Source organism: Pseudomonas sp. CYM-20-01, assembly GCF_023169845.1.
GTDB classification, from domain to species: Bacteria; Pseudomonadota; Gammaproteobacteria; order Pseudomonadales; family Pseudomonadaceae; genus Aquipseudomonas; species Aquipseudomonas azotoformans.
In genome coordinates this window covers 3,552,697-3,573,917 of sequence record NZ_AP025169.1, presented here as the reverse complement: position 1 = coordinate 3,573,917, position 21,221 = coordinate 3,552,697, and the positions used below count along the sequence as shown (strand labels likewise).

Annotated in this window: 18 protein-coding genes; 10 read left to right on the top strand and 8 right to left on the bottom strand. The window is 60.0% G+C overall.

What is annotated here, in order from left to right:
* The first annotated feature begins 1 nt into the window (after position 1).
* The 5 genes from M2497_RS15985 (at position 2) to M2497_RS15965 (ending at position 5,312) form a co-directional block, all read left to right on the top strand.
* On the top strand, positions 2-1,624 hold the full coding sequence (locus M2497_RS15985; RefSeq protein ID WP_248481515.1) for a glycosyltransferase family 39 protein: 1,623 nt from the start codon (positions 2-4) through the stop codon (positions 1,622-1,624).
* Between the two features lie 168 nt (positions 1,625-1,792).
* Positions 1,793-2,026, top strand: coding sequence for a hypothetical protein (locus tag M2497_RS15980; RefSeq protein WP_348984781.1), 234 nt, complete (start codon positions 1,793-1,795; stop codon positions 2,024-2,026).
* 175 nt (positions 2,027-2,201) lie between these two features.
* Positions 2,202-2,912 (top strand): HPP family protein, encoded by a 711-nt coding sequence (locus M2497_RS15975; protein WP_248481513.1) that lies wholly within the window; start codon positions 2,202-2,204, stop codon positions 2,910-2,912.
* Between the two features lie 141 nt (positions 2,913-3,053).
* On the top strand, positions 3,054-4,157 hold the full coding sequence (locus M2497_RS15970; RefSeq protein ID WP_248481511.1) for an enoyl-CoA hydratase/isomerase family protein: 1,104 nt from the start codon (positions 3,054-3,056) through the stop codon (positions 4,155-4,157).
* Between the two features lie 3 nt (positions 4,158-4,160).
* Entirely contained in the window at positions 4,161-5,312 is a 1,152-nt protein-coding gene (locus tag M2497_RS15965) for an acyl-CoA dehydrogenase family protein (protein WP_248481509.1), read from the top strand.
* A 111-nt stretch (positions 5,313-5,423) separates the two neighbouring features.
* Here the strand turns inward: M2497_RS15965 and M2497_RS15960 are convergent, their stop codons facing one another.
* Genes M2497_RS15960 through M2497_RS15945 form a run of 4 tightly spaced genes read right to left on the bottom strand, consistent with a single transcriptional unit; the run spans position 5,424 to position 9,310 of the window.
* Positions 5,424-6,197 carry an enoyl-CoA hydratase gene (locus M2497_RS15960; protein WP_017738134.1) on the bottom strand — a complete coding sequence of 258 codons (774 nt, stop codon included), beginning with the start codon at positions 6,195-6,197 and terminating at the stop codon, positions 5,424-5,426.
* An 11-nt stretch (positions 6,198-6,208) separates the two neighbouring features.
* Positions 6,209-7,336 carry an acyl-CoA dehydrogenase family protein gene (locus M2497_RS15955; RefSeq protein WP_248481507.1) on the bottom strand — a complete coding sequence of 376 codons (1,128 nt, stop codon included), beginning with the start codon at positions 7,334-7,336 and terminating at the stop codon, positions 6,209-6,211.
* 9 nt (positions 7,337-7,345) lie between these two features.
* Positions 7,346-8,530, bottom strand: a complete 1,185-nt coding sequence (locus M2497_RS15950; protein WP_248481505.1) for an acetyl-CoA C-acyltransferase — start codon at positions 8,528-8,530, stop codon at positions 7,346-7,348.
* A gap of 12 nt (positions 8,531-8,542) precedes the next feature.
* The gene (locus tag M2497_RS15945; protein WP_248481503.1) at positions 8,543-9,310 is read right to left on the bottom strand and encodes an SDR family NAD(P)-dependent oxidoreductase; all 768 of its coding nucleotides are present in this window, start codon (positions 9,308-9,310) and stop codon (positions 8,543-8,545) included.
* Positions 9,311-9,508: 198 nt separating this feature from the next.
* On the opposite strand from M2497_RS15945, the gene M2497_RS15940 reads away from it, so the two are divergent.
* From M2497_RS15940 to M2497_RS15920, 5 genes are all read left to right on the top strand, one after another.
* Complete coding sequence (locus M2497_RS15940) at positions 9,509-10,402, top strand: bestrophin family protein (protein ID WP_248481502.1); 894 nt, start codon at positions 9,509-9,511, stop codon at positions 10,400-10,402.
* Positions 10,403-10,472: 70 nt separating this feature from the next.
* Positions 10,473-11,531 (top strand): tetratricopeptide repeat protein, encoded by a 1,059-nt coding sequence (locus M2497_RS15935; RefSeq protein ID WP_248481501.1) that lies wholly within the window; start codon positions 10,473-10,475, stop codon positions 11,529-11,531.
* 106 nt (positions 11,532-11,637) lie between these two features.
* Complete coding sequence (locus M2497_RS15930; RefSeq protein ID WP_248481500.1) at positions 11,638-13,140, top strand: ATPase domain-containing protein; 1,503 nt, start codon at positions 11,638-11,640, stop codon at positions 13,138-13,140.
* Entirely contained in the window at positions 13,137-14,807 is a 1,671-nt protein-coding gene (locus M2497_RS15925; protein WP_248481499.1) for an ATP-binding protein, read from the top strand. Before M2497_RS15930 ends, M2497_RS15925 begins: the two co-directional genes overlap by 4 nt.
* Positions 14,808-14,991: 184 nt before the next feature.
* Positions 14,992-18,066, top strand: coding sequence for a hypothetical protein (locus M2497_RS15920; protein WP_248481498.1), 3,075 nt, complete (start codon positions 14,992-14,994; stop codon positions 18,064-18,066).
* Positions 18,067-18,153: 87 nt separating this feature from the next.
* Here the strand turns inward: M2497_RS15920 and M2497_RS15915 are convergent, their stop codons facing one another.
* From M2497_RS15915 to M2497_RS15900, 4 genes are all read right to left on the bottom strand, one after another.
* Positions 18,154-18,531, bottom strand: coding sequence for a response regulator (locus tag M2497_RS15915; protein ID WP_071488289.1), 378 nt, complete (start codon positions 18,529-18,531; stop codon positions 18,154-18,156).
* A gap of 78 nt (positions 18,532-18,609) precedes the next feature.
* Positions 18,610-19,803, bottom strand: coding sequence for a hybrid sensor histidine kinase/response regulator (locus M2497_RS15910; RefSeq protein WP_248481497.1), 1,194 nt, complete (start codon positions 19,801-19,803; stop codon positions 18,610-18,612).
* Positions 19,797-20,402, bottom strand: coding sequence for a chemotaxis protein CheB (locus tag M2497_RS15905; protein ID WP_071495601.1), 606 nt, complete (start codon positions 20,400-20,402; stop codon positions 19,797-19,799). The genes M2497_RS15910 and M2497_RS15905 overlap by 7 nt, the downstream gene beginning before the upstream one ends.
* Positions 20,399-21,214 (bottom strand): protein-glutamate O-methyltransferase CheR, encoded by an 816-nt coding sequence (locus tag M2497_RS15900; RefSeq protein WP_028616189.1) that lies wholly within the window; start codon positions 21,212-21,214, stop codon positions 20,399-20,401. Before M2497_RS15900 ends, M2497_RS15905 begins: the two co-directional genes overlap by 4 nt.
* Positions 21,215-21,221 lie beyond the last annotated feature (7 nt).

Genomic DNA, 21,221 nt, shown 5'->3' with positions numbered 1-21,221 from the left:
CGTGAACAGAGTTCAACCGTCCCCGCTGAATGCGACGATTCGCCGCCAATCCCTCGGTTTGGGATTGCTGGCGTTGTTGCTGTTTATCGCCGGCAACTGGCACCAGGCGATCATTGGCTTCGACTCGCGCTTCGTGTTGTTTGCCCAGGAAATGCTGCGGCATGGCCCCAGCGTCTTCCCCACCACCTATGGGCAGCCTTACGCGGATTACCTGGCCACCTCGACACTGTTGACCTGGCTGGTTTCATTGCCCCTGGGCCAGGTCACCAGCCTCACGGCCTGGTTGCCCACGGCGATCGCCTCGGCGTTTATCGTCACCCTGGTTTATCGCCTGACGGCGCCCTACTCCCCGCGCTGGGGGCTGCTGAGCATTGCGCTGCTGTTGTTGAGCAGCAACTTCATCAGCGAAACCCGTGCGGTGTCCCTCGACCAGATGCTGGCCGCCATCGCCCTGGCGGTGTTCTACCTGGGTTATGCCCATGATCACTTCGGGGCGGCTAAACGCCTGCATTGGCTGTACCTGATGCTGATCCTGGGGTTTGCCGTGCGCGGGCCGATTGGCCTGGTGATTCCTACGGGCGTGCTCTGCAGCTACTACCTGATCAACCGACAATGGCGCCAGCTGTTCAGTTTCGGCTTGCTGGCCCTGGCGCTGCTGGTGGCATGCGTGGGCCTGCTGTTGCTGATGGCCAAGTTGAGCGGTGGCGAAAGCTTCATGCAGGACGTGATCCGCATGCAGTTCCTCGGTCGCATGGATGGCAGCGAAGGCTCGAGCGGCACGCTGTACTACTTCACCAGTTCGCTGGGCAACTACGCCTTGGCGTATCCGATGGCGCTGCTGGTATTGCTGGCCATGCTGCTCAGCGGGCGCCGCGCGCCGGGACCGGCATTGCAGTTGGTGTGGTATTGCGCCGCCGCGGGCTTGCTGGTGATGGTCGGCCTGTCGATTCCCCAGGCGAAAAAAGCACGTTACGTGCTGCCAATGTTGCCCATGGCGGCGATCATTGCGGCGTACCCGTTCCAGGTCGCACACGGACGGCTCTTCGCCGGGCTGCGTGGGCTGCTGCTGGTGATCTGGACGCTGCTGCCGACGCTGTTGATCATCGGCCTTTTATTGGCACGACCGCGCTACCCTGAGCAGTTGAGCCATCTGGGCTGGGTGTTCGGCGTGCTGGCGGGCCTGCAGGTGGTGGCCTTGGTGACACTCTTCAAGCGCCGCCTGCGTCCGGTCGGCCCGGCCTTTGCCGCGGTACTGGCGGTTTGGGCCACCTATATCCTGGTGGTCGAGCCGCTGGAGCGCAGTATCTACGACACCCGCACCTTTACCTTGCAGGTTCATGAGCAGGTGATGCAGCAGCGCGCGCCGGTGGTGCTGCATGGCTTGGGCAAAGACGCCAAGGCCATCAAGTACATGGTCAACCTCGACTGCGACCAGGTGCCGTTGTTCACTCAGCAAGCCGCCGACCTCAAGCCACTCCAGGGACCCGCCTGGCTGGTGATGAGCCAAGTGGATTACGAAGGTTTGCAAGACCCGCGCTTTCGGTCCATCACGCCGACCCTGACCGGCGAATTCGACCGTAACCCTTACGTGCTGCTGCACCTGGCCAAACCTGTGCAACCTTGAGCCTGCGCCGGCACTGCCGGCGCGGAAACTTCCCACACAGCTTTACGTAATAACTGCTGCCGTTTCTCTTTCCTGCGCCCAAAACCCGACGGTAAACTCGCTTGCCTGGTGCGGTATTCATGTACCGCCACAGGTCATGGGTGACCACAAGGACGAGAGGACAACGCCGTGCCAGATGATGCTTCGCTTGATAACCCAGCCTTGACCAGCACCGAAGTGCATGTCGGCTACGTTCCCCTGCCACCGCTGGACCGGCTGATGGGATTGCGCGACGCGTTGGTGGCGTTGAAAGGCCCGCTGGCCAGTGAACCCGGTTTGCAGGAGAACCTGCGCAAGCGTTTTTTCGATGAAGAACTCACTAATCGGGTGCTGGGTAAAGTCTGCTGTTCGATAGCCGTCTGAACGTATTCCAATTCATTATTTTTGCATTCAACCCTCATTAATATGCATTGGCGCCTCTGTTCCACGCGCGGCACACTGCATGGGTTCCTTCCCCCAAATGTTGGAACTTTCAAAGGGCTTTTCCGGGCAACCAGACAAGCCTTTTTTTTGCCCGCTGTTTATGGACTGCCTTCCAATGCTCGCTCGCTGGTTCCCCGCTGCTATCAACACCCGCCCCACCGAATGGAGCCGTGCCGCGATCGGTATGGCGCTTGGCACCTTGTTCAGCGTCTGGTTGTGCTCTCAGGTGTTTGGCATGGATGTCGCGCTGCACCTGCTTGGCCCGCTGGGTGCGTCGGCCGTCTTGTTGTTCGCCGTGTCATCGGGTGCCTTGGCGCAGCCCTGGTCGATTATCGGCAGCTACCTGTGCGCAGGCGTGATTGCCTTGCTGGTGACGCGTGTCCTCGGCCCGTCCCTGGGCTGCGCCTGCCTGGCGGCTGGCATGACCGTGGTGCTGATGTGCTGGTTGCGCTGCCTGCACCCGCCCGCCGGCGGCCTGGCCATGACGCTGGTCCTGGCAGACCCGGCGTCAGCGGCGCTGGGTTGGTATGAATTGGGCGCGGTATTGCTCGGCGCAGGTGCGCTGCTGGCCTGCGCACTGGCGTACAACAACGCCACGCGCACGCGTTACCCCAAAGGCGCGGCGCCAGCGCCGGCACCTCTCCCGTTCAACCCCAGAGCCGGCCGAGACCCTGCCATTACCGCCGCTGATTTGAAACTGGCACTGGCGGACATGGAGCAGTTCTACGATGTGGAGCCCAGCGAACTGGAAGAGCTGATCCACGCCGCGGAAACCCACGCCAGGCGCCGCAGCATCGGTGAAACACTGGCCAGCCGGGTGCCTTGAGCCCGGCGCGTGCCTACTGCATAAATGCAAAAACGACCTGCAGGATTGAAGGTTGTACTGGGCAAATTTGCACTGGTACGATCGCGAGAAGGTTCATCCGTGAACATCTTGATAAAGAACAATAAAAGCAGGGAGTTATCGATGACTGCTCAGGTTTCATCCGAAGCAAGCCACGCCGAAATACTTCAGGACGAAGTCCTCGCCGAGGTCCGCAACCACATCGGCCACCTCACCCTCAATCGCCCCGCCGGCTTGAACGCCATCACCCTGGACATGGTGCGCAGCCTGGCGTCCCACTTGCAGGCATGGGCCGATGACCCGCAGGTGTATGCCGTAGTCCTGCGTGGCGCCGGTGAAAAAGCCTTCTGTGCCGGTGGCGATATCCGCTCGCTGTACGACAGTTTCAAGAACGGCGACACCCTGCATCAGGACTTTTTCGTCGAGGAATACGCACTCGATCTGGCCATCCACCACTACCGCAAGCCCGTCGTGGCACTGATGGACGGGTTTGTCCTGGGCGGCGGCATGGGCCTGGTGCAAGGCGCTGATCTGCGCGTGGTCACCGAGCGCAGTCGCCTGGCGATGCCGGAAGTAGCCATCGGTTACTTCCCTGACGTGGGCGGCAGCTACTTCCTGCCGCGTATCCCCGGCGAACTGGGGATCTACCTGGGCGTGACCGGGGTACAGATCCGCGCGGCCGACGCGCTGTATTGCGGGTTGGCCGATTGGTACCTGGATAGCCACAAGCTCGCCGACCTGGACCAGAAGCTCGACCGCCTGCAATGGCACGACTCGCCGCTCAAGGACCTGCAAGGCGTGCTCGCCAAACTGGCCGTGCAACAATTGCCCGATGCGCCGCTGGCCGCTCTGCGCCCCGCCATCGACCACTTTTTCGCGCTGCCGGATGTACCGAGCATCGTCGAGCAACTGCAGCAAGTCACGGTTGCCGACAGCCATGAATGGGCGCTGACCACCGCCAACCTGATGCTGACCCGCTCGCCCCTGGCCATGGCGGTCACGCTGGAGATGTTGCGCCGCGGCCGCCGCCTGCCTCTGGAAGACTGTTTTGCCCTGGAGCTGCACCTCGATCGCCAATGGTTCGAGCGCGGCGACCTGATTGAAGGTGTGCGTGCCCTGATCATCGACAAAGACAAAAGCCCACGCTGGAACCCGCCCACCCTGCACGGGCTGGCCCTCAGCCACGTCGAGAGCTTCTTTCATCACTTCGAGAAGGTTGCGAAATAAGCCATGCAAGACATTGAATACACAGAAGAACAAGTGATGATCCGCGACATGGCGCGTGACTTCGCCCGGGGTGAAATCGCACCGCATGCCCAAGCCTGGGAAAAAGCCGGCTGGATCGACGACGCCCTGGTCGCCAAGATGGGCGAACTGGGCCTGCTGGGCATGGTGGTGCCGGAAGAATGGGGCGGCACTTATGTCGATTACGTCGCCTATGCCCTCGCCGTCGAAGAAATTTCTGCGGGTGACGGTGCCACTGGTGCACTGATGAGTATCCATAATTCAGTGGGTTGCGGGCCGATTCTCAACTACGGCACAGATGCACAAAAACAGACCTGGCTGGCCGACCTCGCCAGCGGCCAGGCGATTGGCTGCTTCTGCCTGACCGAACCCCAGGCCGGTTCCGAAGCGCACAACCTGCGTACCCGTGCCGAACTGCGCGACGGCCAGTGGGTGATCAACGGGGCCAAACAGTTCGTCAGTAATGGTAAACGCGCCAAACTGGCAATCGTATTCGCGGTGACTGATCCCGACCTGGGCAAGAAAGGTATCTCGGCGTTCTTGGTGCCCACCGCAACCCCAGGATTCGTGGTGGATCGTACCGAGCACAAGATGGGTATCCGTGCGTCCGACACCTGCGCCGTGACCCTGAACCAGTGCAGCGTGCCCGAGGCCAACCTTCTGGGTGAGCGTGGCAAAGGCCTGGCCATCGCGCTGTCCAACTTGGAGGGTGGCCGCATCGGTATTGCCGCCCAGGCGTTGGGCATCGCCCGTGCGGCGTTTGAAGCCGCGCTGGCCTATGCCCGTGATCGGGTGCAGTTCAACAAGGCAATCATCGAGCACCAGAGCGTGGCCAACCTGCTGGCCGACATGCAAACCCAACTCAACGCCGCACGCTTGCTGATCCTGCACGCCGCACGGCTGCGCAGTGCCGGCAAACCCTGCTTGTCGGAAGCGTCCCAGGCCAAGCTGTTTGCCTCGGAAATGGCCGAGAAGGTTTGCTCATCGGCGATGCAGATTCACGGAGGGTACGGATACCTGGAGGATTACCCGGTGGAGCGTTACTACCGGGATGCGCGGATCACGCAGATTTACGAAGGAACCAGCGAGATTCAGCGGATGGTGATTGCGAGGGAGTTGAAGAACTATCAGCTCTAGCAATGTGAGAGGGGGCTTGCCCCCGATAGCAGTGGGTCAGTAACAGGTAAGCTGACTGATCCACCGTCATCGGGGGCAAGCCCCCTCCCACATTTAGTACTGAGTGTCGGTTTATTTGTCTTTGAACTCCGGCGCGCGCTTGGCCACGAACGCCGCCATGCCTTCCTTCTGATCCTGCGTGGCAAATGCCGCATGGAACACCCGGCGCTCAAAGCGCACGCCTTCGGACAGGCTCACTTCAAACGCGCGGTTCACGCTTTCCTTGACCATCATGCTGATCGGCACTGACTTGCCAGCAATCAGCGTCGCGACTTTCAGCGCTTCTTCCAGCAATTCATCGGCCGGCACGATGCGCGCGACGATTCCGCAACGCTCCGCTTCCACTGCATCGATAAAGCGCCCGGTCAGGCACATTTCCATGGCCTTGGCCTTGCCCACCGCGCGGGTCAGGCGTTGGGTGCCGCCCATACCCGGCAGTACGCCGAGGTTGATTTCCGGCTGGCCGAACTTGGCGCCGTCACCGGCCAGGATGAAGTCGCACATCAACGCCAGTTCGCAACCGCCGCCCAGGGCGAAGCCGTTCACGGCGGCGATGATCGGCTTGCGGCGGTTGGCCACGCGGTCGCTGTCGCTGAACAGGTCGTCGAGGTAGATCTGCGGGTAGGTCAGCTCGGCCATTTCCTTGATGTCGGCACCGGCGGCGAAGGCTTTTTTCGAGCCGGTCAATACGATGCAGCCGATTTCCGGGTTGGCCTCCAGGCCGTCCAGTGCCTGGTTCAGCTCGCTGACAAGTTGCGCATTCAGAGCGTTCAGGGCTTGCGGACGGTTGAGGGTAATCAGCCCGACGCGGCCCTGGACTTCGAGCAAAATGGTTTCGTAACTCATGTATCGGCTCCTTAGAGATTGCGTGAGATGACCATGCGCTGGATATCGCTGGTGCCTTCGTAAATCTGGCAGACCCGCACGTCGCGGTAGATCCGCTCCAGTGGGAAGTCGCTCAGGTAACCGTAACCGCCCAGGGTTTGCAAGGCGGCCGAACAGACTTTCTCGGCCATTTCCGAAGCAAACAGCTTGGCCATCGAGGCTTCCACCAGGGCGGGCTTGCCGCTGTCGCGCAGTGCGGCGGCGTAATGCACCATCTGCCGGGCAACCGCGATTTGCGTGGCCATATCCGCCAGGCGGAAAGCGACGGCCTGGTGCTCGATGAGTGGTTTGCCGAAGCTTTCGCGTTCCCTTGCGTAATCACGAGCCGCTTCAAAAGCGGCGCGGGCCATGCCCACCGATTGCGAGGCGATGCCCACGCGGCCACCTTCGAGGTTGGCCAGGGCAATCCTATAGCCTTCGCCCTCCTCCCCCAGACGGTTGGCAACAGGCACCTTTACGTCTTCAAACAGGATCTGGCAGGTATCGGAGGCATGCTGGCCGAGCTTGTCTTCAACGCGCAACACGCTGTAGCCCGGCGAATCAGTCGGCACGATAAACGCGCTGATCCCGCGCTTGCCCGCCGCCGGGTCGGTCACGGCAAACACAATTACCACACCGGCGTTCTGCCCGGAGGTGATGAACTGTTTGCAGCCGTTCAGCACGTAATGGTCGCCTTCAAGGCGTGCGCGGGTTTTCAGGCTGCTGGCATCGGAGCCGGCCTGCGGCTCGGTCAGTGCGAACGCGCCGAGCATGGCGCCGCTGGCCAGGGGCTTGAGGAACTGCTCTTTCTGCTGGTCGTTACCGAATGTGAGAATCGGCACGCAACCCACCGAGTTGTGCACGCTCATGATGGTCGAGCAGGCGCCATCACCGGCGGCGATTTCTTCCAGCGCCATGGCGTAGGCCAGGTAGCCAGTGTCGCAACCGCCCCACTGTTCCGGCACCAGCATGCCGAAAAAGCCCAGCTCGGCCATTTCACCGATGGCTTCCTTGGGGAAGCGGTGCTCGCGATCCCATTCGGCGGCAAAGGGTTTCAGGCGCTCCTGGGCAAATTGCCGGGCGGCGTCGCTGATTTGCAGTTGTTCGTCATTGGGCAGCATGGTGATTCCTTAATACAGGCATTCGACAGCCATGGCCGTGGCTTCACCACCGCCGATGCAGATGGCGGCAACGCCACGCTTGAGGCCCTTCTGGCGCAGGGCCGAGATCAAGGTCACCAGGATCCGCGCACCGGAGGCACCGATCGGATGGCCCAGGGCGCAGGCACCGCCATGCACATTGACCTTGGCATGGGGGATCTCCAGCTTGCTCATGGTCACCAGGCTGACCACGGCGAAGGCTTCGTTGATCTCGAACAGATCGACTTCATCCAGGCTCCAGCCGGTCTTGCTCATCAGCTTGCGGATCGCCCCCACCGGTGCCACCGGGAACAGCCCCGGTTCGTCGGCGAAAGCCGCATGCCCATGGATCACCGCCAAGGGCCTGAGGCCACGTTTCTGCGCCTCGGACTGGCGCATCAGCAACAAGGCCGCCGCACCGTCGGAAATCGAGCTGGAATTGGCCGCCGTCACAGTGCCGCCTTCGCGGAACGCCGGTGTCAGGCTGGTGATCTTGTCCAGCTTGGCCTTGGGTGGCTGTTCGTCATGCAGGATGGTTTTCTGCTCTTTGCCCACGGTGACCTGCACCGGGACGATTTCTGCGGCAAAGCTGCCATGGGTAATGGCTTCTTGCGCCCGGGTCAGCGAAGCGATGGCGAACGCATCCTGGGCCTCACGGGTAAACCCGTTATGCAGGGCGCAGTCTTCGGCAAAGGTGCCCATCAGGCGTCCCTTGTCGTAGGCATCTTCCAGGCCGTCAAGGAACATGTGATCAAGCACCTTGCCGTGGCCCATGCGGTAGCCGCTGCGCGCACGGTCGAGCAAATACGGCGCGTTGGACATGCTTTCCATGCCACCGGCAATCACCACGTCGACGCTGCCGGCCAGCAGTGAATCATGGGCCAGGATCGCCGCCTCCATGCCCGAGCCGCACATCTTGTTGAGTGTGGTGCAGCGCGTGCCCTTGTCGAGCCCGGCACCCAGCGCGGCCTGACGTGCCGGCGCCTGGCCGAGGCCTGCAGGCAGTACGCAGCCGAACAGCACTTCATCCACGGCATCGGGGGCAATACCGGCACGCTCGACGGCGGCGCGAATCGCCGCGGCGCCCAGCTGAGGCGCGGTCAGGCCCTTGAGGTCACCCTGGAAGCCGCCCATGGGCGTGCGCACGGCGCTGACGATAACGATAGGATCGGTCATGGCAAATCCTCCTTACTTGGCCGCCATGCGCAAGGCACCGTCGAGACGGATCACCTCGCCATTGAGCATGCTGTTTTCAATGATGTGCCGCACCAGCGCGGCGTATTCGGCGGGTTTGCCCAGGCGCGGCGGGAACGGCACACCGGCGGCCAGGGAGTCGCGAACTTCAGGGGTCATGCCGGCCATCATCGGGGTTTCGAAGATGCCGGGGGCGATGGTCATTACACGAATGCCAAAGCGGGCCAGTTCGCGTGCGGCAGGCAGCGTCAGGCTGGCAATGGCGCCCTTGGACGCGGCATACGCCGCCTGGCCGATCTGCCCGTCAAACGCCGCCACCGAAGCGGTATTGATGATCACGCCGCGTTCGCCGTCGGCATTCGCTTCGGTTTCGGCGATGGCGGCGGCGGCCAGGCGCAGCAGGTTGAAGCTGCCGATCAGGTTGACGTTGATCACCTGGGCAAAACTCGCCAGCCCATGGGGGCCGTTCTTGCCGAGGATTTTCTCGCCACGCACCACACCGGCGCAGTTCACCAGCCCGTGCAAACCGCCAAACGCCGCAAGCGTCGCCTGCACCGCCGCTTCGGCAGCCGCTTCCTGGCTGATATCGGCCACGCAGCTGCGAGCGTTGTCGCCAAGTTGCCTGGCCTTGGCCGCCACGGCGTCGGCATTCAGGTCCACCAGCATGACCCTGGCACCGGCGCCAATCAGCATCTCGGCAGTCGCCGCGCCGAGGCCCGATGCACCGCCGCTGACCAGGAAGCTCTTGTTTTCAATCTGCATTGTTGTTTCCTTGAACGGTCCGAATTGTCGGAATAGTCGCCCCGCAGCCGCCACGCGGCAATGGTCAAAGCCTTCAACCTGCCTGACTGTTTTGGCCAGTCATCGACCGCACTGATCATCCGGTCGGCCCAAGCGATTGGACGCTGGCGACGCTTGCTTCTAACCTGATGGCCTGCGCCACCAAAGAAGCCCCCCTGCATGATAGTCCGCCCCAAACCCAATCTCCTTGGCATCCTGTTCTCGCTCAAGGGTTCGATTGCCAAGCGTATCGCCCTGCGCAGCCTGCTGGTCACGCTGCTGGCGTCGGTGATCGTGCTGGTGGAAACCCTGCACCCGGCGTACTTCTCCAAGGTCAATGCCACGCCGTTCACCTTGCTCGGGCTGTCGCTGTCGATCTTCATGAGTTTTCGCAACAACGCCTGCTATGACCGCTGGTGGGAAGGCCGCAAGCAATTGGGACAGATGATCATCGATGTGCGTTCGCTGATCCGCGAAACCCAGGTGCTCACTGACCCGGCTGAGCGTGCAGGCCTGCTGCGCAGCCTGTGCGGCTTCGCCCACGGCCTGGTTGCACGCTTGCGCCATGAGGATGAAGCCCGGGCCATCAAGCCGTGGGGCACGTTCCAGGCCAACCACCCCAACCTCCCCGATAGCCTGCTACAACAGCTGGGCGCGCGGTTTTCGATGCTCGCCGAGCAAGGTGTGATCAGCGAGTGGCGCTACACCCAATGGGAAACCCGACTGGTGAGCCTCAGCCAGGTGCAGGCGTCCTGCGAGCGCATCAAGAGCACGCCGCTGCCCTTCCCCTACACCCTGCTGCTGCATCGCACCATTTACCTGTTCTGCATTTTGCTGCCGTTTGCCATGGCCGAGCCGCTGGGCTGGTTGACGCCGGTGTTCACGGCCATTGTCAGCTACACGTTCTTCGGCCTTGATGAAATCGGCGATGACCTGGAGGACCCGTTCGGTTTCGATGAAAACGACCTGCCCTGCAATGCCCTCCTGCGCACCCTGGAACGCGAAGTATTGGCCGCCCTCGGCGAAACCGATCTGCCGCCGCCTCTGGAACCGGTGGACTACGTGCTCACCTGACGCGGGTTTGACACCCGCCGTGGTCTGACCGAAGCTGACGGCTTTGCTGCCCTCGCTTTCGGACGCCTGCATGTCAAAGTCACGCCGTTACTCCATCGTCGGCCTGTGCGCCCTGCTGTTGATTGTGCTGATCACCTGGTATTTCTCCCGCGCCACCCCGGTGGCCGTGCCTGCGGCCATTGCCCATGGGTATTCAAAAGCCTTGAAACAGGCGCGCAACGGTGAGCCCGGAGCGGCTCGCGTGCTGTATCAGCAACTTGGCCGGCCGGACCTGTCCCCCGAGCGTCGCGCTGCGTTGCATGCCGAACTGCCGAACTACCCAAGCCCCCAGGCCCTGAAACTGGCAGACAAGGACCTGGCCAGCGAATCACCGCTGGTACGCGAGGCCGCCATCCACAGTATTGTCGGCCTGGTGCCAACCGGCCAACGCACGCTGCTGCTCGGCCCGGTGCTGGATGACCCCGAGCAGGATGTGCGGTTTGCCGCCGCCAACGCCTTGCTTGGCCTGTCGCCCGACACCCTGGGCCTGTACTTCGGGCCGTTGCAGCAGGTGCTGGATGAATTCGTGAAAAAGCTCAAGGCCCAACCCGAAACGGCCGAAGGCTGGATTCAACTGGCGCGCCTGTATATCCACAGCGCCCTGTTGCCGGAGGCGCAAAACGCGCTTGAGCAGGCCATGCGCCTGCAACCGGATAACTTGCAAGCCGTGGTCGCGCAGATCGAGTTGCTGGACAAACAAGGCAAGACCGAGGAGTCGCGCCAACTGTTGGCACGCCAATTGGCCGCGCATCCGGAGTCAGCCTACCTGCAGCATGCGCTGGGCATGTGGCTGCTGCATCATGGCGAACGTCCGTACGCCCTGCTCGGCCTGTCCAAGGCCGTGGAGCTGGAGCCGGACAACCAGGATTACCGCTACGACCTCGCGACCACGCTGCATGCGCAAGAGGAACTGGAGGCTGCGCAACGCCAGTTGGAAGAAATCATCCAACGCCACCCGGCCAATCGCAAAGCCCGGGTTTTGCTGGTCAATTACTGGAAAGAGAGCGGCCAACTGCAGAACGTCCAGGTACTGCTCGCGCAGCTTGAGCAACAGAATCCGGACGACCCTGCATTGCAGCAAGGCCTGTAGGCCGACTCAGAATTTGTTGAACCGCCACAAAGCGCTACGGTCAAGAGAATATGGCACGTCCACATGGGCGTGCATCCTCTACTCGTATGTGACCTGAGGGCACTTCTTGTCTACATCCAAAGCGCAGTTATCCGAAAAAGCGGCCATCGGCATTGAAGGTCTTGATGACATTCTTGCCGGAGGGCTCTCGCGCAGCCACCTGTTCCTGCTGGAAGGTGAGCCCGGCACGGGTAAAACCACGGTCGCCCTGCATTTCCTGCAGGCTGGCGCCCGCAACGGCGAGCGATCGCTGTACATCACCCTGTCGGAAACCGAACGCGAATTGCGGCAAGGCGCCAAGTCCCACGGTTGGGACCTGGATGACAACATTCATATCTTCGAACTCACACCACCGGAGAGCCTGCTCAACGCTGACCACCAGCAGAGCCTGCTGTACTCCTCCGACCTCGAACTGGGCGAAGCGACCCGACAAATCTTCGAAGTGGTGGAACGGGTCAAGCCGACCCGGGTAGTGATCGACAGCCTCTCGGAAATCCGCCTGCTTGCGCAAAGCTCCCTGCGTTATCGCCGGCAGATCCTGGCGATCAAACACTATTTTGTGCGCTACGACGCTACTGTCCTGTTGCTGGACGACCTGACCACCGAGTCCCTCGACAAGACCGTGCACAGTGTTGCCCATGGTGTTATCCGCCTCGAAGAACTGACCCCCAACTACGGCGCCGAACGCCGGCGTGTACGGGTGGTGAAGTACCGCGGCCAGAAATACCGTGGTGGCTTCCACGACTTCACCATCATGCAGGACGGCGTCCATGTGTTCCCACGCCTGGTGGCGGCTGAGCATCGTGGCGGTTACAAGCGCGAGACCCTGAGCAGTGGCATCAAGGCATTGGATGCCCTCATGGGCGGCGGCGTCGAGACCGGCTCCAGCAGCCTGATCCTCGGCCCGGCCGGTACCGGCAAATCGCTGATCTCGATGATTTTCGCCGCCGCCGCCGTGGCGCGGGGCGAGAAAGCCGCGCTGTTTATCTTCGATGAAGAGCTGGGTCTGTTGTTCGAACGCATGAAGAACATGGGTATCGACCTGGCGGCCCTGCAGGCAACCGGTAACTTGCTGATCGAACAGGTCGATGCTGCCGAGTTGTCGCCGGGCGAGTTTTCGCACCGTGTAAGACGCTGCGTGGATGAGCGCGGGATCAAGACCGTGGTCATTGACAGCATCAACGGCTACCAGGCTGCCATGCCTGAAGAGAACGCGCTGATCCTGCACATGCACGAATTGCTGCTGTACCTCAACCGCAGGGGCGCGGCCACGTTCATGACCGTCGCGCAACACGGGCTGGTCGGCGACATGCAGGCCCCCGTCGACATCACTTACCTGGCGGATACCGTGATCCTGCTGCGTTACTTCGAGGCATTGGGCAAGGTGCGCCGGGCGATTTCAATCATCAAGAAACGCACCGGCTCCCATGAGGCCACTATTCGCGAATACCGGATCGGCAGCCAGGGCATGACCGTCGGCGAACCGCTGGATAACTTCCAGGGCGTACTGCGCGGCATCCCGACCTACATGGGCGCCGGCTCTCCCCTACTCAAGGATGAGGACGCGTGACGGGCCTCTCTCCAGTCTCCGAGCGAGCAATTGTATTGGCGCCGATGGGGCGTGACGGCTCATTGGCGCTGATGATGCTTAACGAAGCCGGCTACAGCGGTATCGTCGCCAGCAACCTGGGGGCGTTGTGCGAGGCGCTGGAAGACGGTGCAGGGCTGCTGATCATTGCCGCGGAGGCCCTGCGCGGGGTGGACCTGGAACCACTGTTGGAGTACCTGCATCAACAGCCGGCATGGTCGGATCTACCCATCGTACTGATGACCCATCATGGCGGCAGCGAGCAGAATGGCTCATCCCACCTGAGCGGCATGCTCGGCAACGTGACCTTCCTGGAGCGGCCGTTCCATCCGGTGACCCTGATCAGCCTGGTCAGCGCCGCCCTGCGCGGCCGCCGCCGGCAATACGAAGCTCGCGACCGCTTGATCGACCTCAGCGAAAGTGAACTGCGCCTGCAACGCACGCTGGAGACCCTTGAACAGCAAGTCGAGGAACGTACCGCCCAACTGCGCAGCAATGAAGAGGCACTGCGCCAATCACAAAAAATGGAAGCGGTCGGCCAATTGACCGGCGGTATCGCCCATGACTTCAACAATATGCTCACCGGCATCATCGGCAGCCTGGAGCTGCTGCGCAGGCGCGTGGCCCGTGGCAAGTTGGACGATCTCGACAGCCTGATCGACCTCGGGGTGACCTCGGCCAACCGTGCCGCCGGCCTTACCCACCGCCTGCTGGCTTTTTCCCGCCGCCAATCCCTCGATTCCAAACCCGTGGAGATCAACCGACTGGTGACCTCGATGGGCGAACTGCTGCAACGCAGCATCAACGAAAGCATCCACCTGGACATGCGCCTCGCGGACGCCCTATGGACGGCCGAGGCCGATCCCAACCAATTGGAAAGCGCCCTGCTCAACCTGGTCATCAATGCCCGCGACGCCATGCCCGGTGGCGGCAGCCTGTCCGTGGAGACCACCAACCGCCACCTCGACAGCGTGTTCACCGCCGCCTACGGCACCTTGAAACCCGGTGACTACGTTGAGTTGAGTGTCAGCGACACCGGCTGTGGCATCCCGGAAAGTGTGATGGGTCGCGTGTTCGACCCGTTTTTCACCACCAAGCCCATCGGCCAGGGTACCGGTCTTGGACTCTCGATGATCTATGGCTTTGCCCGCCAGTCCCATGGACATGTGACCATCCACAGTGAAGTGGGAAAAGGCACCACCGTGAGCTTGTTCCTGCCACGCTTCCTGGGTGAAATGGGCACTGCCAAGCCCCCTGACCCCGCGATGCCGCCGTTCGCCATTGCAGGGGAAACGGTATTGATCGTCGAGGACGACCCAGCGGTGCGCATATTGGTCAGCGCGGTGCTCAAGGAACTGGGGTATGCCTTTGTCGAAGCGGGCGATGCCGATACAGCCGTGCCTATCATTGAATCAGACCAGCGTATCGACCTGATGATCAGCGATGTCGGCCTGCCCGGCATGAACGGCCGCCAATTGGCGGAAATCGGCCGGCAGATCCGCCCCGCGTTGAAAGTGTTGTTCATTACCGGCTACGCCGAACATGCGGCGGTGCGCGGTGGGTTCCTCGACCCGGGGATGCAATTGATCACCAAGCCATTTACGTTTGATTTATTGACCACCAAGGTCAAGGAGATGATTCAGGCCTAGACAGGTCCATCTGATGCACAAGAAACAGGCAGTCGTAACAGGGTCTACAAAAGAGATCCCCTGGAAACAATGCGACATTCATAAGTAAGAAAACTTTGGAACGAAGTGGGGTGTTTTTCTCACGCAGTGCTGGCGCAAAGCGTACGAATAAACACCCGATCACTAGTTTTCACGGATCTTTCTTATGACTGTTACTTCTTATCTGCCCCGATCTCCCCATCCTGTCTACCCGCCGGTAACGCAGAGTGCATCGCCAATTGCCATGAGCCAGGCCCCGACAGCCGCTGCCACGCCACTTGCTGGCGAAACACCCCAGGCCAAAGGCGATGGGGAGTTAAAAAATGAGATTATCAAATCGTTAATTCAATATCAGTCGTCCTCTACTCCCAAACCCGTTCAGAGCATAGATGTAACCAACATCCCATCGCGCTCTTCCTACGGGCAACAGCTAGCACTGCACGACGGTATCGTTAATAGCAAGGCCTTCAAACGGTGGAAGATCGATAACCAACTGGATCAGGCAGACACGTTAACCATTGACACCCAAAAAGGGACCATCACTGGCATCACTTACGGTAAGAATTATCAGGTCAAAACCGTTGACCTTCACACCTTCGCCGGGTGGCCTTTGCTCCTGTCCGCCACCAAGGCACTGATGCCTGAAGAAGGCCGTTTGACGCTAAGTGGCGCAGGTGATGCAAAAACAACAACGGCCACTAAGTTGCATAACATAGCGCGCTTTTATGGCATAGAGTTCCCCTCTTTGGAGGAATATCTAAAAGAAGGCCCGGGCGCTCAGCTGAAGGCAGTCAGACTCCTGACCTCAAAACTCTCAACGGAAACTATCACACCCGCCAATGCCTCCGATCCCTTTAAGGAAGACTTGAGCCACCAAAAGACCCAGCTAGCGGACCTGAACAACCGTTTTCGAATGAGTACGGCGTTGGCTTCCCTGCCTCACACTACTCGCCGGTCCTCGGCAAACGATATATACGAAGATATGGTCGCAAGCAGAGTCTACGTAGAACCTGAATCGTCCTATGCTCCCAAGGTCAACCAGCCGTACACCCCGCAAGTGGACCTGGTCTCGTTGATGGAAGGTTATGGCATAACCCCTCCCAAATCGTATGAAGAGGTAGACACATTAACGAAAGCACTGCAAAGCCCACCCCTGAGAACGCCCGCTCATGGCAATTTGGCAGGTGCGCTGACGCACTTGAGCATTGAAGATCAGCGCGTGTTTCACCAGGTCATCAAGGAGGCCCTGAGCCCCGAGGAAGAAACGTCCTTACTGGACCAGTTGACCCGTGGTATTGAATGGGATGAGAAGGCGTTCAGCGACAGTCCTCGTCTCGCCATCGATGCAATGCTTAAGTCACCTTCCGCTCAAAAGTTAGCAAAAGCGGCTGAAGAGCGTCTGGGTAAACTTGCCTCGCCCGACGCTATCAGCGACTGGGTTTTGGCAGCGATTCACAGGGTGCTGGGTCCGCTTGAAGATTTGGAAAAATATACGACCCCCAAAACCCTCGGACCTGCAACGTTCATTATGTCCTCGCGTAAGTCCCCGGAAAGCCTGGTCAAGAATAAACCTGAGTTCTTGACCAAGGGCACTCATTCCGGGGTCAGCTTTGCCACCGCATTTGCACGTACCGAAGCCCAGGCTCCCGGAGCTACAAGCGACATGACGTATGCCGAGATCATGAAGCGCGCTGATCTCCCCCCCGTCACACTCGCAGACCGAATGATTGAGCAACAGGCCCAAAACACTGCCTTGAAAGACTGGGGTGTGATTAACGGTGTCCTCGTGGCGAATGATCAGGGCGAATATACCGAGTCGCAAATGGAACAGGTGCGCGATAGTTTCAGTCAACAAGTCTCCGAGTTGAACGCCGCTTCTGAGACGTTTTCAAAAGAAATCCCCGACCTTCATAAACGGGCCGTGGACGCAATAAAAAAATGGAACCCACACTTGACGGAAGAGCAAATCCTGAGCAAGTCGCTGGATGCAACCGACCCCGAATTACTGGCCTTTCCAGGACCGTATTCGCTTGTGGACGTGTTCCTCCAGAAGACTGATCGTTACGATACATACAGGAGGGACAAGTTTACCTCCCGCGAACCAAGCATTGATCTCGATACAGTTGTCATCCATGCCGATCAGGCATCCGTCATGAAAGGCAGCTTTAACACAGATATTAAATCCTACAGTGAAGAGCATGAGTCAGCGACACGTGCACAGACTAAATATTTGATTTCAAATTTAAGCCTGGACGACCGGCGCATTATTGAAAATGGAAAAATAACAGTCTCAAGAGAAGTCCAGGTCAGCACGAACAATTTTGGCGCCAGCGATGTAAAGCGTGTGTCACACAGCAGCGTGATCGTGCGCAGCGAAGTTCAGGAAGAAGGTCGCACTCGCGTCTACTCCTATGAAATCGACGGGGCCACCAATACCGTCCGAAAACGTGATGATTTGAAGGATATTACACCTGGATCGCTACCTGGCGAGTTCCCTACCGGCCTCACGTCGACTTACTTGGAGTCCATCATTCCTGATGGCGACTATACAACGGGTTTGCTCGACCAGCATCCGTCTGGCGCTTCTGACGGTGTACCCAATAGCTACTTTAGCGAACGGTCGAAGTACATCGCGGACGCCATGGTAAAAAGTGTCGATATAAAGGGTTATGAGGACTATTTGAGAGGGCAAACAACGTTTGATACTGAAGTTCCCTTTTATCAGAAGATCGTTGATTTTTTAAAAGGACTTATTCCGGGTTACAACGCCGTTGAAAACTTCGTTGCCGGCAAGTGGCAGGAAGGCCTTGTCGACCTGGCATGGGATGCATTCGGCTTTCTGCTCGCCGGGGCGACGGCGACGGTAAAAGCGGGTGCATCCGCAGCTGGCGGTGCTTCCAATACATTGCTCAAAGGGGGTAAGAAACTGGCGCGTGGCGCTATAGGCGCGCTCAACCCCTTGGATCCGCAAGGCTTGGGTTTGGCCGGTGTACAAGAAGTCATAAAAACAGTGCAAAGGCCAGGTGTCGCGGGCAGCAAGAGCTTGCCCTTCAGTGGCTTCAAATTTGACGTCGCGAACACTTTCAAGAACGTTTCCCACGCCACGATAGGAACTGCCGATCGTGGAGGTGAAAAACAAGAGGTCGCGGCGACTCAGTGGAATGGCAACTGGTATGCCCTCGACCCCGTCACCTATAAACCGTATGGTCTTCCCCTGAAGGATTTCGCAGCCAGTTCATGATGAACTCCGCCAAGGTTGTTCACTGCTCCCGGGGACAACCTTGGCGGTCAATGCACGGACCGAGCACATACGCATTGACTACTTTCATCACGCCAGTAACCGTTGGATATGCTCCTGCAGTGTATCCAGATCAAACGGCTTGGCCAGGATCGGCGCATTGCGCGTGATCGGGCTGTTGCAGTCGAGGATCTCCTGCGGGTAACCGCTGATAAAGATCACTTTCAGCTCCGGGCGCAACAGCAGCGCTGGCTCGGCGATCTGCACACCAGAGATCCCTCCCGGCAAGCGGTAATCGGTGACCATCAGGTCCAGGTGCGGCTTGGTGGCGAGGATTTCGAAGGCCTGCTCCCCGTCGATCGCCTTCAACACCCGATAGCCCAGGCCGGCCAGGTATTCACCCAGCACAAACATAATGGATTCGTCGTCCTCGACGATCAGAACGACATCTTGTGCATCTTCACTCATGGGAAGCCTTTGTCCGGTCAATAGCTGCAATTACGACCATGGGGTCACGCAGAGGTTGCGTCGAGGTGACGATTGAGTTCATGCCGTCGCTTGCAGCGGCAGGCACACCCTGAACAAGGCGCCCTCGCCTATCCGGCTCTCGACTTCGATGGTGCCGCCATGGGCCGCAACGATCTGTTCGGAAATAAACAGCCCCAGGCCCAGGCCCGCTGCGACCTGGCTGGCGGACACTCGCTCGAATTGCTGGAAAATACGCTTCTGGTTGTCTTCGCTGATCCCGATTCCGTGATCGCGCACCTCTACGCGGGCTTCGTCATGCTCGCTGTACACGCGCACTTCCACCGGGCTCTTGGCCCCGTAGCGCAGGGCATTGGTCAACAGGTTGGTGACCACTTGCTCGATACGGAACTCATCCCAGTGCCCCTCTACCGGGCCGTCGGCAACCAGCGTCATGGATGAGTCCGCCGCCGCGACCTGGGGCGCGAAGTTCTGCACCAGGCTGCTGACAAGCTGTGTCAGGTCAAAACGTGCCGGACGGATCGACAGTTTGCCGGTACGAATGCGTGACACGTCGAGCATGTCTTCAATCAGGCGGATCAGGCTCTGGATCTGTCGCTCGTCCCGGTCGACCATGGCGTGCATCTTCTCCAGGGTGAACGCGGCGGCGTTGTCCCGGGCCAGGTGCATCTTGCGCAACTGAGTTTCGAGGATCAGCCCATTGAGCGGCGTACGCACTTCGTGGGCGACGATAGACATGAAGTCGTCACGCATGCGTACGGCCTGTTCCAGCTCAGCCTGGGTGGCCTGCAGGCGCGTCAGCAGCAGTTCCTGCTCGCGCCGGCTGCGTTCCAAGGCTTCGACCTGCAGCTTCATGGCCTTGCTTTGGCGGTACAGGTCGACGAACACGTTGACCTTGCTCTTCACCGCATGGATATCCAGGGGTTTGTGCAGGAAGTCCACGGCGCCGCTTTCGTAGCCCTTGAAGGCATAATTGAGTTCGCGGCCGGCGGCGCTGACGAACACAATCGGGATGTTCTTGGTTTTCTCGGTACCGCGCATCAGTTCGGCCAGTTCGAACCCGTTCATCCCGGGCATCTGCACGTCGAGAATCGCCATGGCGAACTCGTGTTCCAGCAACAGGGACAAGGCCTCGTCGGCGCTCAATGCCTTGAATACCTGGCGGTCCTCGCGCTTGATCAGCGCTTCAAGGGCCAGCAGGTTTTCCGGCAGATCGTCGACGATCAGCAGTTTGGCCTGGACAGTACTTAACATGGGGAATATTCCAGCGAAGCCAGCAGTGAGCCAATGCGGCTCAACGTCAGAATGTGATCGGGTGTGTGCAGTGCCAGGGCCGCACGGGGCATGACGGCGACACGTGCTTCAGTGGGCTCTTGCACCACAGTGGTTCCGCCCTGCTGCTTGACGTGGGCCAGGCCACGGGCGCCGTCCTGGTTGGCGCCGGTCAAGAGGATGGCGAGCAAGCCCGTGCCGTAGGCATCGGCGGCGGATTGAAACAGGAAGTCGATTGCCGGTCGCGAATGGTGCACGCGGTCCTCCTGACTCAGGGACAGGCTGCGATCATGCTCCACCGACAGGTGATAACCAGGCCCGGCGAAATACAGCGTGCCTGGCTTGAGCACTTCCTTGTCGCGCGCCTCCACCACCGGCATGGCAACGCGGCGATCAAACACCTCGGCCAACTGGCTGCGGCGCTCGTCGGGCAGGTGCAGCACGGTGATGATTGGCAGGCCGAAGTCTGCAGGCAATTGGGCAAATACCGTCAGCAACGCCTCTACGCCACCGGCGGAGGCGCCGATGACAATAGCCTCTATGCCCCGGACCTGTGCCGGGCTGGCAGCCTCTTGATTCATAGCTTTCGGTAGATCCGTTCCTGTTTGACCAGCGGTTCGAATTGCTTGCCATACGCGGAGAAGTCCAGGGTCTCCTTGCTGCCCAGCACCAGGAAACCGCGATGACACAGCGACTCATGGAACAATCCAAACGCTCGATCTTGCAATTTTTTATTGAAATAAATCAGTACGTTACGGCACGAAATTAATTGAGTTTCTGAGAATACACTATCGGTTGCCAGGCTGTGATCGGCGAAGGTCACATTCTCACGCAGCGTTTTATCGAAGATCGCGTAATCGTAAGCCGCAGTGTAGTAGTCGGCAAATGAACGTTGCCCACCGGCCTGCTGATAGTTGGCTGTATAAGCGCGTACGTTCTCCAGCGAGAAGATCCCCTGCTTTGCCTTGTCCAGCGACGCCGGATTGATATCGGTGGCGTAGATGATCGTACGCTCCAGCAACCCCTCTTCCCGCAGCAGGATGGCCATGGAGTAGACCTCCTCGCCGGTGCTGCAGCCGGCGATCCAGATCTTGATCGACGGGTAGGTCTTGAGCAGCGGCACCACTTCCTGGCGGATCGCGAGGAAGTGCGACGGGTCGCGAAACATCTCGCTGACCGGGATCGTCAGGAACTGCAGCAACTGCATGAACGCCGCCGGGTCGTGCAACACGCGCTCCTGCAAGGCGGAAATGGTCGCGCAATCAAACTGACGCAAGGCATGCGCCACGCGGCGCTTGACCGACGCCCCGGAGTAATCCCGGAAGTCATAGCTGTACTTGAGGTAAATCGCCTCGATCAACAGGCGCAGCTCAATATCGCTGCTTTTTTCCAAGAAACTT

Bases quoted from the DNA above. Each gene is read 5' to 3' on its own strand.
- M2497_RS15975 (WP_248481513.1), top strand. From the start codon at position 2,202: ATGCTCGCTCGCTGGTTCCCCGCTGCTATCAACACCCGCCCCACCGAA.
- M2497_RS15970 (WP_248481511.1), top strand. From the start codon at position 3,054: ATGACTGCTCAGGTTTCATCCGAAGCAAGCCACGCCGAAATACTTCAG.
- M2497_RS15965 (WP_248481509.1), top strand. From the start codon at position 4,161: ATGCAAGACATTGAATACACAGAAGAACAAGTGATGATCCGCGACATG.
- M2497_RS15960 (WP_017738134.1), bottom strand. From the start codon at position 6,197: ATGAGTTACGAAACCATTTTGCTCGAAGTCCAGGGCCGCGTCGGGCTG.
- M2497_RS15955 (WP_248481507.1), bottom strand. From the start codon at position 7,336: ATGCTGCCCAATGACGAACAACTGCAAATCAGCGACGCCGCCCGGCAA.
- M2497_RS15950 (WP_248481505.1), bottom strand. From the start codon at position 8,530: ATGACCGATCCTATCGTTATCGTCAGCGCCGTGCGCACGCCCATGGGC.
- M2497_RS15945 (WP_248481503.1), bottom strand. From the start codon at position 9,310: ATGCAGATTGAAAACAAGAGCTTCCTGGTCAGCGGCGGTGCATCGGGC.
- M2497_RS15940 (WP_248481502.1), top strand. From the start codon at position 9,509: ATGATAGTCCGCCCCAAACCCAATCTCCTTGGCATCCTGTTCTCGCTC.
- M2497_RS15935 (WP_248481501.1), top strand. From the start codon at position 10,473: ATGTCAAAGTCACGCCGTTACTCCATCGTCGGCCTGTGCGCCCTGCTG.
- M2497_RS15920 (WP_248481498.1), top strand. From the start codon at position 14,992: ATGACTGTTACTTCTTATCTGCCCCGATCTCCCCATCCTGTCTACCCG.
- M2497_RS15915 (WP_071488289.1), bottom strand. From the start codon at position 18,531: ATGAGTGAAGATGCACAAGATGTCGTTCTGATCGTCGAGGACGACGAA.
- M2497_RS15910 (WP_248481497.1), bottom strand. From the start codon at position 19,803: ATGTTAAGTACTGTCCAGGCCAAACTGCTGATCGTCGACGATCTGCCG.
- M2497_RS15905 (WP_071495601.1), bottom strand. From the start codon at position 20,402: ATGAATCAAGAGGCTGCCAGCCCGGCACAGGTCCGGGGCATAGAGGCT.